The organism is Phyllobacterium sp. SYP-B3895, from assembly GCF_009647635.1.
GTDB lineage: Bacteria > Pseudomonadota > Alphaproteobacteria > Rhizobiales > Rhizobiaceae > Phyllobacterium > Phyllobacterium pellucidum.
Genome location: NZ_WJIG01000003.1, coordinates 648235 through 660888, shown reverse-complemented (window position 1 = coordinate 660888; position 12654 = coordinate 648235). Strand labels below are relative to the sequence as shown.

The window sequence follows — 12654 nt, the reverse complement described above, 5'->3', positions numbered from 1 at the left end:
TTATTGCGGCCTCGACATTGCGGGGACCCGCAGGTGGTGAGGTTCACCCCCCTCTGTCCTGCCGGACATCTCCCCCACAAGGGCGGAGATCGGATGGCTGCAAGCCTCTTTTCCAATAAGCACGGCGGTAGTTAGCCCAACCCGTGAAACAGGCTGATCTCCCCCCTTGTGGGGGAGATGTCCGGCAGGACAGAGGGGGGTGAGTGGATCATCGGTCAATTTCTTTCGAATGCAGGGTGCCGCCTTTCCCTCCCCCTTGTGGGGAGGGTGGCTGCGCAGCAGCCGGGAGGGGCGTGCCTGGTATGAAACAAAACGCTTCGCCGTCGTAACGACCCCGCCCCGGACCTTCGGTCCGACCCTCCCCACAAGGGGGGAGATCGGATGGCTGCAAGCCTCTTTTCCAATAAGCACGGCGGTAGTTAGCCCAACCCGTGAAGCAGGCTGCTCTCCCCCCTTGTGGGGGAGATGTCCGGCAGGACAGAGGGGGGTATCGTTGGAACGCGAGCTTGACATGCTAACTCACATCCGATCGAGCGCTCTGTCGAGCCAGGCAAAGAAACCGGTCGCACCTTCGCTGTTCTCGGCAAGCGGCACCAATGGCGCACTCTCGCTCAGGGCCTTTCGCGGGCGCGGCGGCAAGTATTTATTGGTCGGCCGCGTCCCCTGCTCCGGCATCAGATCGAAACCACCGCGCTCCGCTACCATGATCGACACCTCGGAGGCCGGATCGCCGAGATCGCCGAAATGGCGCGCATTGGCGGGACATGTGCGAACGCAGGATGGTATCCGGTCCTCCTGCTGCAACGTCTCATTGTAAATGCGGTCGACGCACAGCGTGCATTTCTTCATGACGCCGGCGGCGAGATCCATTTCGCGCGCGCCATAGGCGCAGGCCCAGGCGCAGAGCCCGCAGCCGATGCACTTGTCCTCGTCGACAAGCACAATCCCATCTTCGGCGCGCTTGTAGGAAGCGCCGGTCGGGCAGACGGTGACGCAGGGCGCATCCTCGCAATGCAGGCAGGATTTCGGAAAATGAACGATGCGCGCATCGCCTGCCTCGCCGATGACTTCACCACCCTCCGGTACCACCTCGAAACTGTGAATGCGGTTGAGAAACGTGCCCGAAACGTCGGCGCCGTAAGGATGCTGGTCCGAGAGCGCATTGCCGTAGCCGCCCGTGTTCCATTCCTTGCAACTGATGACACAGGCATGGCAGCCGACGCAGACATCGAGATCGATGACGAGGCCGAGCTTCGTGGAGGTGCGGTTTTGCGGCAGGGTGGTCATTTGCGCGCCCACTCCTGGCCGTAGCGAATTTCGTCGGCGCCAGGCTTCTGGCTGCCGGGCCGTTCAATCGCACCAAATTGCGGCTCGCTCATCGCATCGCCTTCCTCGGCCTTTTCGATACGGACGCGCAAATCATACCAGGCCGCCTGTCCGGTGATCGGGTCGGAATTCGACCAGCGCATGCCGTCAGCCTTGGGCGGCAGGAGTTCATGGATGAGGTGGTTGAGCAGGTATCCCTTCGTCGCTTCCGGCGCATCGGGCGCGAGTGCCCAGGCCCCCTTGCGCTTGCCGATGGCGTTCCATGTCCACATGGTGCGTCCGTTTACCGCTTCTGTCCGCGCGATCTCGCATTTGATGCGGCCATGATGCGAAATTACCCACGCCCAATCGCCGTCCTTGAGCCCAACCTCGTCGCAGATCCCGCCCGGAACATAGAGCGGATTGCGCGTATGGATTTGCCGGAGCCAGGCATTTTGCGACCCCCAGGAATGGTACATCGCCATTGGACGCTGGGTCAGCGCGTGATAGGGAAAGGCTTTCGTGTCGATGCCCTGTTCCTCGAACGGCCGGTACCAGTCAGGCAGCGGATCGAAGCAATCGATGAGGCGCTGCCTGTACGCTTGCGGCGCAACCGGCTGGCGCAGGCCCTCGGCGGACAAGCGGAACTTCTGCAGCGTCTCGACATAAAGCTGGATCGTGACCGGCTGCGGGGCGTCGAAGAAGCCCATGTCTATGGCGAATTGCTGGTAGGCCGCGTTATGATGCTTGAAGTAGAGCGCTTCCTCCGGAATGTGCTTCACCCAGAAGGCGCCGTGTTCGATGTATTGCTTGAGCTGATCCTTGTTTGGCGCGCCCCTGCCCTCATCCTCGCCGGCCTCGCCGCGAAAGCCGGAAAGCGGTCCGATGCCGGGCTTGCGCTGGTGATTGACGATGTAATCAGCGTAATCCTTGTAGAGCGCTTTGCCATCCGCATCGACGAAGCCCGGCAATTTCAGGCGTGCACCGAGATCGATCAGCACCGACTGGAAACCGCGCACGTCACGGTCGGGTTTCAGGACCGGCCACCGGATTGCGTCGCAGGCCGCTTCCGGCTCCGAGATCGGACGATCGAGCAGTGAAATGCAGTCATGGCGTTCGAGATAGGTCGTATCCGGCAGAACAAGATCGGCATAGGCCACCATTTCCGACGAGTAGGCGTCGGAATAGATGATCTTGGGTATCCTGTACTCGCCTGTGGCAGGATCGCGCTCCTCGAGCATCCTGATCGTGCCGCGCGTGTTCATTGACGAGTTCCAGGCCATGTTGGCCATGTAGAGAAAGAGCACGTCGACGGGATAAGGATCGCCCGCCGAGGCATTGGCGATCACCATATGCATCATGCCATGGGCCGAGAGCGGCGCCTCCCAGGAAAATGCCTTGTCGATCCGTTGCGGCTTGCCGTCTGCATCGACCAGTAGGTCTTCCGGCCCCAGCGGGTAGCCGAGATGGGGTCCTGCCAGCGGCTGGCCGGGCTTCACATGCTCAGGCTTGCCGTGCGGCCGGGGATGAGCCGTGGCGGGTTTCGGGTATGGCGGCTTGTAGCGATAACCGCCGGGGCAGTCGATCGAGCCGATGATGGTCTGCAGGACGTGCAAAGCACGGGCAGACTGGAACCCGTTGGAATGGGCGGAAATTCCGCGCATGGCGTGGAAGCTGACGGGGCGCCCGATCATCACCTCATGCTGCTCGCCCTTCATGTCCGTCCACGGCTGCGCAATGACGATCTCTTCCTCGAAGGCGACACGCGCGATCTCGGAGGCAAGGCCGCGAATGGTCTTTGCGTCGATCCCGGTTTCGGCCGCCACTGCCTCCGGCGCATATTTCGGATCGAGATATTTTTCAGCCATCAGGCGAAGGACACTGCGCACCTTGCGATTGTCGGCAGTCATGAAATCCGCGTTGAGATCCGCGAGATGCCCGGGCTCGTCAAATCGAACGATTGCCCCGGTCGCTCGGTCGCGCACCAGAGCCTTGCCGAGATCATCGCGCAGAAAGAGCCCATGATCCTCATGACCCGGATCGTCGATCACGAGCCAGGGGGCGTTGGTGTAGCGGCGCAGATAATCGAGATCGATGCGGCCGGTGCGAAAGAGTTCATGGATAATGGACAGGATCAGCAGGCCATCGGTGCCAGGCCGGATGCCGATCCAGTTGTCGGCGATGGCGGAATAGCCGGTGCGGACGGGATTAACCGAAACAAAGCGCGCGGCCCGCTTTTTGAGCTTGGAAATGCCTATCTTGATCGGGTTGGAATCGTGATCCTCGGCGACGCCGAAAAGCACGAACAGCTTGGTCTTGTCCCAATCCGGTGCACCGAACTCCCAGAACGCACCGCCTATCGTATAGATGCCGGCGGCGGCCATGTTGACGGAGCAGAAGCCACCATGGGCAGCATAGTTCGGCGTGCCGAAATTCTGCGCCCAGTAGCTGGTCAAGGCCTGCGACTGGTCGCGTCCGGTAAAGAAAGCTAGCTTTTGCGGCGCGGTTTCTCGTACCGGTTTCAGCCAATCCACGGCGAGCGACAGCGCCTCGTCCCAGCTGATTTCCCTGAATTGGCCGGAGCCGCGTGGCCCGGTGCGCAGGAGCGGCGCCCGCAGGCGCGCGGGCGAATAGTGCTGCATGATGCCGGCAGAGCCCTTGGCACAGAGCACACCCTTGTTGATGGGATGATCGCGATTGCCCTCGATATAGCGGACCTTGCCATCCTTCAGATGGACATCGATGCCGCAGCGGCAAGCACACATGTAGCAGGTGGTCTTGCGAACTTCATCACCAACCGGCTCCGACAGGGCAAGGTCTGGTTCTGAATTCATCTCTTGAGTCGCCCCGCTGTTTGCATACCCGATTGTTTCACAATGCGTAGTGAAAACAATCCTGTAACAGTCGATCAGTTGCAGTTTGGCGAAGCGCTTCAGCCTCGACTGCGAGAGCCTGCCCGACTCGGAGCCATCTTAGCGGTTTTGCAGCGGGGTATTGTAGGGAAAGCGGCACATGGCTTTATTTGTGCAGACAAATTGCAACCGGGGCGGGAATCAGGACCGATCGGCACGCCGCCGCTTGTACATGGTCCAGGCGTCGCGGATCTCCCGCAACGGCATCTGGGGGTCAACGATCCTGGCCAGCGGCACAATGTCCGCGAGCGACCCAGCCTTGGGCCGCTCCACGCATATCAAATCGATGAGCCGTTCGCGCCGATCGAAAAGCGGCGTCATTCCCAAAGGCCCATCGTGTCGGCGGTCCAGGCGCCCTGGCGAACCATGCGGCGCCTCGCCTTGAGGAAAAGCAGCGCTGCCAGTGCCGCGATCAAGAGGCCGGCGCCAACGTTCCAGACCATCGAGATACCGACGGCTATAAGGATGACGAGTACCGGGATGAGGCGGCGAAACCAGTTTTCGACGACAGCGTCGCGGTCGGCCTTGAGCCGGCGCTCGCGCATCAGTTCAGCCTTTTCGTGCCTGGTCATGACGACACCTTCAAACATGACGGCACAGGGGTCATAACCCGCGGCCTCGGGATCGAAAGCCTCGTCGATACGTCGTTGGCGGCGATATTCCACCAGGGTCCAGCGTGTCATTTTACGAGTTCTACAGCCGAATGGGGCAACGGCACGTCAGCATGGGACGGCGCAAGCAGCGCCAGCGCAAGGATAAGGCCGATAACGCAGAGGACACCAATAGCACAGGAGCCGCGGCGCTCGTCGGAGCTGCCTTCGTGCTCTTGTTCCATACGTGCATATTCAGTCTCTGCTACTCGTTCTTCGCGGAGCATCGTCGTGGTCCTGTTTGGTGAAAAAGTTGCCGTTACATTGCGGCGATTGACCAGATGGCCCTTGTCGAGTTCAAGTTCAATCGGGTGCGACAAAACTGTACAAATGCGCAATTTACTTGCTGCCAAGGGGCACTTTGTAACGCTTACTTACGTTTGCCGGGCATCCATCAAAGAAAGTGCAAAGTAGTGCAATGCATTCATGAACCTGTTGCAATGGGGCCTTGCCCCGGCACTTGCCTCTTGCCAAATCAGCGGGTCCCCTGATTTGATGCGCGCATGGACGAAAAGCTGCGCCAGGCCATTGATAAACGCCGTGACGACCTGGTCGCGCTGACGCGTGATCTCATCCGCTTTCCGACGATTAATCCGCCCGGGGAAGCCTATACGCCCTGCGCCGAATATCTGGCGAAGCGCCTGCAAAAATCCGGTTTCGAAACGCAACTGATTCGGGGCGTCGGCACGCCAGGGGATACTGACCGCTATCCGCGCACCAATGTTATCGCCCGCTTTGACGGCCGCACCCATGGCCAGACCGTGCATTTCAACTCGCATATCGACGTGGTCGACACCGGTGAGGGCTGGACGGTCGACCCGTTCGAGGCCGTGGTCAAGGACGGCAAGATTTATGGTCGCGGCGCCTGCGACATGAAAGGCGGGCTGGCGGCATCGGTCATTGCCGCCGAAGCCTTTCTCGAGGTCTATCCGGATTTCGCCGGCGCAATCGAGATTTCTGGCACTGTCGACGAAGAGTCGGGCGGATTTGGCGGCGTCGCTTTTCTTGCGAGCAAGGGCTTTTTCTCGAAGCCGCGTGTCCACCACGTCATCATTCCCGAACCGCTGAACAAAGACCGCATTTGTCTCGGACATCGCGGGGTGTGGTGGGCCGAAATCGAGACCAAGGGCGAAATCGCCCACGGTTCGATGCCGTTCCTCGGCGACTGCGCGATCCGGCATATGAGCGCGGTTCTCGATGCCTTCGAGAACGAGTTGTTCCCGGCGCTCGAAGGGAAGCAGACCAGGATGCCGGTCGTACCGGAAGGCGCGCGACGCTCGACCATGAACATCAACGCCATCCATGGCGGCCAAACCGACGACTATTCCGGCCTGCCCTCGCCCAACGTGCCGGACTCCTGCCGGCTGACGATCGACCGCCGCTTCCTGCTTGAGGAAGATATTGCCGAGGTGAAACGCGAGGTCACATCGATCCTCGACCGCTTGCAATGGGAACGCCCGAAATTTCACTACGAGATTCGGGACATCATGGAGGTGCAGCCCATCATGACCGAGCGCGACGCGCCGGTGGTGACAGCGGTGGCGGAGGGCATCCGGTCCGTATTCGGACGCGAGCCCGCCTATGTGATTTCGCCCGGCACCTATGACCAGAAGCATATAGCCCGCATCGGGCTCCTGCACGATTGCATCGCCTATGGGCCCGGCATTCTCGATCTTGCACACCGGCCGGACGAATATGTGGGCATCGACGACATGCTCGAATCCGCTAATGTCATGGCGCTTGGGCTCAAGATTCTCTTGTCCGGATCGGTTTGACCTGTTGGGAGTGGTTGAATGAACAATTTCGCAAAATCGGCACTGGTGGGCGCGGCCCTGGCGCTGCTCACCTCGAGCGCAGCCTTTGCCGCGCGCGCCGATCTCGTGCTCGGCATCGTCCTCGAGCCGCCGCATCTCGATCCGACAGCAGGCGCGGCTGCCGCCATCGACGAAATCGTCTACGCCAATATCTTCGAAGGGTTGACCCGTATCGGGCCGAAGGGCGAAGTCCTGCCGGCGCTGGCGGAAAGCTGGACGCTTTCCGACGACGGCAAGACTTATACGTTCAAGCTGCACAAGGACGTGAAATTCCACGACGGCACCAGCTTCGACGCCGAAGACGTGAAGTTCTCGCTGGACAGGGCGCGCGGCGGCCACTCCACCAATGCGCAAAAGGGCCTGTTTGCAGCAATCGATACCGTCGAGGTTGTCGATCCGTTGACGGTCAAGGTCACGCTGAAGCAGCCGAGCGGCGATTTCCTCTATAATATGGGCTGGGGTGACGCCGTCATCGTCGCGCCGGAAAGCGCCCAAACCAACAAGGAAAAGCCGATCGGCACCGGGCCATTCAAATTCGATAGTTGGGCCAAGGGATCGCAGATTGTTATATCGAAGAATGCGGCCTATTGGGGCAAGCCAGCCCTGCTCGACAAGGCAACATTTCGCATCATTCCCGATCCTGCCGCTGCGACCGCGGCGCTGCTCGCGGGCGATGTCCAGGCTTTTCCGGTGTTCCCGAGCTATGAAACCATCGCGCAGTTCGAGGCGGATCCACGTTTCAAGGTCGTCATCGGCACCACCGAGGGTGAAACCATCCTCGGCACGAACAACAAGAAGGCGCCGTTCGACAATTTAAAAGTGCGTCAGGCTATCGCCCATGCGATCGACCGCAAAGCGCTCATCGACGGCGCGATGTTCGGGCTCGGAACCCCCATCGGTTCGTTCTTTCCGCCCCACCACCCTGCCTATATCGATCTGACATCGCAAACCGCTTTCGACCCTGAATTATCGAAGAAGCTTCTTGCGGAGGCCGGTCACCCCGATGGGTTCAAGACCACGCTGAAGCTACCACCGCCGACCTATGCGCGGCGCGGCGGCGAGATTATTGCGGCTGAACTGCGCGACGTCGGGATCCAGGCTGAAATCGTGCCGCTCGAATGGGCGCAATGGCTCGATCAGGTGTTCAAGAACAAGGATTACGACATGACCATCGTGTCGCACACCGAGCCGAACGATCTCAATATTTTTGCCCGCGACGACTATTACTTCAACTACGACAATCCGGCTTTCAAGGATCTCATCAAGCAGATCGAGGCGACGTCCGACACCGCCAAGCGAACGGAGCTTTACCAAGAGGCGCAGAAGATACTCGCGACCGATGTTCCCGCGGCTTTCCTGTTTCAACTCCCCAAGACCGGCGTCTGGGATGCCAAGATCGAGGGCCTTTGGGAAAACGGCCCGATCCAGGCCAACGACCTGACCGCTGTGAAATGGGCGGATTGAGTTTGCACCTGACGGAGGGGGGTGTGATCGATCGCCACCCGCGCTCCTTATGCTGAACTACGCCGTAAAGCGCATCCTGATTGGCCTTGCGACAGTATTCGCCGCGTCGATCGTCGTCTTCGCCATGCTGGAAATCGTTCCGGGCGACCCCGCGCGGCTCATGCTCGGCATGAATGCGACAGAAGATGCGGTTCACGCCCTGCAAGAGCAGATGGGCCTCAACCAGCCGCTTCTCGCGCGCTACTTCCATTGGCTGGGCGGCCTCCTGACCGGCGATCTCGGCAGGTCCTATACCTATTCGGTCCCGGTGGTCGACCTCATTGGCGAGCGCGTCGCGGTATCCCTGCCGCTCGCCCTCATCTCGCTCGTGCTCTCGACGGCAATCGCATTGCCTGTCGCCCTTTATTCCGCTTCGCGGCGCGGGACAGTTGCCGATACCGCCAGCATGGGCGTCGCCCAGATTGGCGTGGCCATCCCGAACTTCTGGTTTGCCCTCCTCCTCGTTTATATTTTTGCCGTGACATTGCGGCTTCTGCCTGCGGGCGGTTTTCCCGGCTGGAGTGCCGGCATCTGGCCGGCGTTGAAGGCGCTCATATTGCCATCGATCGCACTCGCATTGCCGCAGGCGGCGATCCTCGCGCGGGTTGCCCGCTCCGCCCTCCTCGATGTGCTTGGCGAAGACTACATCCGCACCGCGCGCGCCAAGGGGCTCAGCAGGCGCGGCGTTCTCTACCGCCATGCGCTGCGCAATGCACTCATCCCGATCCTGACCATTATCGGGCTGCAATTCGCCTTTCTGCTCGCCGGAACAATCATCATCGAGAACGTCTTCTACCTTCCCGGATTAGGGCGGCTGGTGTTTCAGGCCATTACCCAGCGCGACCTCATCGTCGTTGAAGGCGTTGTGATGTTGCTGGTCGCGACGGTCATCCTCATCAACCTCGTCGTCGATCTTTCCTATGCCATCGTCGATCCGCGTCTGCGGAGCCGCCCATGACCGCCTCCCCATGGCAGGAAGGGATGTCCAAGGCGATCGGCAACCGGTCGTTTCTGGTCGGCCTGATGATCACCGGCGTCGTTGCCGTCATGGCCGTCCTCTCCTTCGTATGGACTCCCTACGCCGTAGGGACGCTCGACATTGCCGGCAAGTTGAAGCCGCCCTCCTGGAGCCACTGGCTCGGCACCGACCATTATGGCCGCGACATCCTGTCGATGATCATGGTCGGCAGCCGCAACTCGATTGCGGTCGCCTTCGTCTCGGTTGCGATCGGCCTCGCGATCGGCGTGCCGCTTGGGCTTTGGGCCGCAGCGCGAGGCGGCTGGATCGATGAACTGCTCATGCGGTTCAACGACCTGGTGTTTGCTTTTCCCGCACTGCTTTCAGCGGTGATGATAACCGCGGTCTTCGGACCCGGCGCGATCAACGCCATTATCGCCATCGGCATATTCAACATCCCAGTCTTCGCCCGCGTCGCCCGCGGTGCGGCGCTGTCGCTTTGGCCGCGCGAATTTATTCTCGGCGCGCGTGCCTCCGGCAAGGGCGCGGCGCGCATTACGATCGAGCATGTCCTGCCTAACATCGCCAATCTGCTTGTGGTCCAGGCGACGATACAGTTCTCGCTGGGCATTCTCGCCGAGGCCGGGCTCTCCTATGTCGGCCTCGGTTCGCAGCCGCCGATGCCAAGCTGGGGTCGCATGCTGTTCGAGGCCCAGACCATGATCGGTCTTGCGCCGCACATGGCGCTGTTTCCGGGTCTTGCCATCGTCATTACGGTGCTTGGCCTCAACCTCCTTGGTGACGGGCTGCGCGATGTACTCGATCCGCGATTGCGGCGGGAGCGCTGATGGCTCCCCTCCTTGACATCAAGGACCTGCGGCTGACGATTGGTGGCGTGCCTGTGCTGAACGGCATCGACCTCGCCATCGAACCCGGAGAAATCCGCGCGCTCGTCGGCGAATCCGGTTCTGGCAAGTCGATGACTGCGCTTAGCGTCATGAAGCTTCTGCCCCATGGCGCCCGCGCCGGGGGCCAAATCCGCTTCAACGGCACCGACATTCTCGCAGCGAGCGAGGCCGAAATGTGCCGCCTGCGCGGGGACGACATCGGCATGGTTTTCCAGGAACCGATGACGGCGCTCAATCCGATGAAGACGATCGGAGAGCAGGTCGCCGAAAGCATCCGATTGCATACAGGGGCGAGCCGTGCCGTGGCGGAAGAGCGAACGCGCGCCATCCTTGACCGCGTCGGCCTGCCGGCTGCGAAATTTCCGCTCGGCCGTTATCCGCATGAGCTTTCGGGCGGCCAGCGCCAACGCGTGGTCATTGCCATCGCCTGCGCGCTAAAGCCGAAGCTCCTGATCGCCGACGAACCGACAACTGCCCTGGACGTCGTGCTGCAGGCACAGATTCTCGATCTGTTGCGGGACCTCGTCGAGGACGAGAAAATGGGCCTACTCCTCATCAGCCACGATCTGGCGGTCGTCGCCGATGTCGCCGACAGCATCACCATTCTGCGGCACGGCGAAGTCATGGATCGCGGCGAGACCACGCAAATCCTGACGGAACAGGCCCATCCCTATACGCGCCAGCTGGCGCAAGCCTCGATGCACGTGCCGGATCGGTCGCGTCCCCACATCGCGGAAGACGACGGACCGCTCCTTTCAGTCCGCAATGTCGCGCGCATCTACCCCGGCACGCGCACGGGGTTGTTCGCAAGAAGCGAGCCGACGATTGCGGTCGACGATGTAAGCTTCGAACTCGAGCCCGGCCAATCCATGGCCCTTGTCGGGCGCTCCGGTTGCGGGAAGTCCACGCTGGCGCGCATGGTCCTGGCCTTGGACAAGCCGACGCACGGCGACATCGCCCTTTCCGGACGGCGGATCGACAATCTCGGCGAAGCAGCGCTGCGCCCGGCGCGGCGGCATATGCAGGTCGTGTTTCAGGATCCTTACGGTTCGTTTAACCCACGCCACAAAGCCGGGCGTCTGGTGGCCGAACCCCTCTTTCTCTTCGATACACCGCTCTCGCAGGGCGAGACACGTGAACGGATCGACACCGCGCTTGAACGCGTCGGAATCGCGCCGAAAGATCGCGACAAGTACCCGCATGAATTCTCCGGCGGCCAGCGGCAACGCCTCGCCATCGCCCGCGCCATCATCACCGAGCCGAAGCTGGTGGTGGCGGACGAACCGGTATCGGCCCTCGACGTTTCGATCCGCGCCCAGATACTCGACCTTTTCGCCGATTTGAACGGCCGCCTCGGCATCGCCTATCTGTTCATTACCCATGATCTCGCCGTGGCACGCGCGATAACGGAAAGTGTCATGGTGATGGCTGATGGCAGGATCGTCGAACGAGGTCGGACGGACGAGGTGCTGCGCCATCCGCAGTCCGACGCCGGGCGCGCATTGGTTCAAGCCTCGCCGGACTTGCACAGGTCGCTCGCCCGCCGCATTGGCGAACAGGGATAACGCTGGCGCGCCTGGTCGACGTATCGCGATGAGCCGCTAAAGCAGCAAACCGAACAGGAAAAGCACCAGGACGACGCCAGTCAACGCGGCGGTCGCAACGCCGAAAATATCCAGCGCATCTTCGATATTGTCGGCGCCGGCATCGCGGCGGCCAGCACCATTGAGCATGGGCTCATTGGCAACTTCGCCGCCATAGACCCGCGGCCCCGCCAGTGCGACCTCGATCGCCCCGGCCATCGCCGCCTCGGGCCAGCCGGCATTGGGCGAGCGGTGGAGGCGCGCGTCCCGCATCATGACGTTGAAGGAGCGCAGTGCCGCGTCGTAACCATGGACGATCCAAGCCGCCCCCGAAATCAGGAGGCCTGTCAGCCTTGCCGGAATCCAGTTGGCAACATCGTCGAGCTTTGCGGCAAACCGCCCAAAATCGCGATGGCGGTCATTGAGATGGCCGATCATGGAATCGGCTGTATTGAGCATTTTATAGGCCAGCAGGCCGGGGAGCCCGAGCAGCGCGAACCAGAAAGCCGGCGCGACGATGCCATCCGACGTATTCTCGGCGAGACTTTCGATCGCCGCTCGGCTGACGGCGGCATCGTCAAGCGTTTCAGGATCACGGCCGACGATCATGGAAACGGCGCGCCGGGCGCCAACGATGCCTTCCTCACGCAGCGCGACGGCGACCCGGCTCACATGATCGGCAAGGCTCTTCTGGGCAAGGAACACGGCGACGATAAGCGCTTCGATCAGTTCGCCAAAGGGCGGGATTGTCCGCAGTGCAAGGTGGATCACCAGACCCGCGACAGCGGCAATTATCAGCAGACCGAGCGTGACGACAAAACCGTCGCGCCGGCGCTCCTCATCGGATTTCGAAGACGTGTTGAATCGCTTGTCGGCAAATTCGATGGCCTTGCCGAAGAGCACGATCGGGTGCGGCACGCGCTCCCAGAGCCATTCCGGATCGCCGAAATACCGGTCGGCAAGGAGTGCAAGAAACAAGATCAAAAGATTGATTTCCATAAGTGAATCGATCCTGTTGAAT

Annotated in this window: 11 protein-coding genes; 5 read left to right on the top strand and 6 right to left on the bottom strand. The window is 61.3% G+C overall.

Annotated features, from left to right (window positions below; genetic code table 11):
- Positions 1-519 precede the first annotated feature (519 nt).
- The 5 genes from GF108_RS15745 to GF108_RS15725 form a co-directional block, all read right to left on the bottom strand.
- Entirely contained in the window at positions 520-1287 is a 768-nt protein-coding gene (locus GF108_RS15745) for a 4Fe-4S dicluster domain-containing protein (protein WP_153668882.1), read from the bottom strand.
- Entirely contained in the window at positions 1284-4139 is a 2856-nt protein-coding gene (locus GF108_RS15740) for a molybdopterin oxidoreductase family protein (RefSeq protein ID WP_153668880.1), read from the bottom strand. The genes GF108_RS15745 and GF108_RS15740 overlap by 4 nt, the downstream gene beginning before the upstream one ends.
- Positions 4140-4358: 219 nt before the next feature.
- Entirely contained in the window at positions 4359-4538 is a 180-nt protein-coding gene (locus GF108_RS15735) for a hypothetical protein (RefSeq protein ID WP_027231756.1), read from the bottom strand.
- Entirely contained in the window at positions 4535-4900 is a 366-nt protein-coding gene (locus GF108_RS15730) for a hypothetical protein (RefSeq protein WP_153668878.1), read from the bottom strand. The genes GF108_RS15735 and GF108_RS15730 overlap by 4 nt, the downstream gene beginning before the upstream one ends.
- A complete protein-coding gene (locus GF108_RS15725) occupies positions 4897-5220 on the bottom strand; it encodes a hypothetical protein (protein WP_153668877.1) in 324 nt (107 codons plus the stop codon). The genes GF108_RS15730 and GF108_RS15725 overlap by 4 nt, the downstream gene beginning before the upstream one ends.
- A 150-nt stretch (positions 5221-5370) precedes the next feature.
- Here GF108_RS15725 and GF108_RS15720 point away from each other — a divergent pair, with 150 nt between their 5' ends.
- Genes GF108_RS15720 through GF108_RS15700 form a run of 5 tightly spaced genes read left to right on the top strand, consistent with a single transcriptional unit; the run spans position 5371 to position 11615 of the window.
- The gene (locus GF108_RS15720; RefSeq protein ID WP_153668875.1) at positions 5371-6642 is read left to right on the top strand and encodes an acetylornithine deacetylase/succinyl-diaminopimelate desuccinylase family protein; all 1272 of its coding nucleotides are present in this window, start codon (positions 5371-5373) and stop codon (positions 6640-6642) included.
- Positions 6643-6660: 18 nt separating this feature from the next.
- Entirely contained in the window at positions 6661-8145 is a 1485-nt protein-coding gene (locus GF108_RS15715) for an ABC transporter substrate-binding protein (RefSeq protein ID WP_153668873.1), read from the top strand.
- Positions 8146-8194: 49 nt separating this feature from the next.
- Positions 8195-9142, top strand: coding sequence for an ABC transporter permease (locus GF108_RS15710; RefSeq protein ID WP_153668871.1), 948 nt, complete (start codon positions 8195-8197; stop codon positions 9140-9142).
- On the top strand, positions 9139-9990 hold the full coding sequence (locus GF108_RS15705; protein WP_210386088.1) for an ABC transporter permease: 852 nt from the start codon (positions 9139-9141) through the stop codon (positions 9988-9990). Before GF108_RS15710 ends, GF108_RS15705 begins: the two co-directional genes overlap by 4 nt.
- On the top strand, positions 9990-11615 hold the full coding sequence (locus tag GF108_RS15700) for an ABC transporter ATP-binding protein (protein ID WP_153668869.1): 1626 nt from the start codon (positions 9990-9992) through the stop codon (positions 11613-11615). The genes GF108_RS15705 and GF108_RS15700 overlap by 1 nt, the downstream gene beginning before the upstream one ends.
- Before the next feature lie 36 nt (positions 11616-11651).
- Here GF108_RS15700 and cbiB read toward each other — a convergent pair whose 3' ends face one another.
- A complete protein-coding gene (cbiB, locus tag GF108_RS15695) occupies positions 11652-12632 on the bottom strand; it encodes an adenosylcobinamide-phosphate synthase CbiB (protein WP_153668867.1) in 981 nt (326 codons plus the stop codon).
- Between the last annotated feature and the right edge of the window lie 22 nt (positions 12633-12654).